This window comes from Flavobacterium sp. UMI-01 (genome assembly GCF_019656315.1).
Lineage (GTDB): Bacteria > Bacteroidota > Bacteroidia > Flavobacteriales > Flavobacteriaceae > Flavobacterium.
The window spans coordinates 1-210 of record NZ_BPLU01000028.1; the positions used below are offsets into that span (position 1 = coordinate 1).

Genomic DNA, 210 nt, shown 5'->3' on the forward strand with positions numbered 1-210 from the left:
ATCTTACAAAATAAGTGGTGTTAGTAGTTGGAGAAACAGTTATGCTACTTCCAGTTCCAACAAGAGTTCCGCCACACGAGCCAGAGTACCATCTTGCATTAGCTCCCGTACCAGCCGAACCACCATTTAAAGTTAAGGTAGTAGAATTGCCGTTACAAATAGTTGTTGTCCCAGAAATACTTGTTGGGGCTGTTGAAAGTGAATTAACCG

Annotated in this window: 1 protein-coding gene; it reads right to left on the reverse strand. The window is 42.4% G+C overall.

The window, feature by feature from the left end:
- Positions 1-210 (reverse strand): hypothetical protein (locus tag K5R64_RS10155; RefSeq protein WP_220763204.1); only part of this gene is annotated, 210 nt, incomplete at both ends.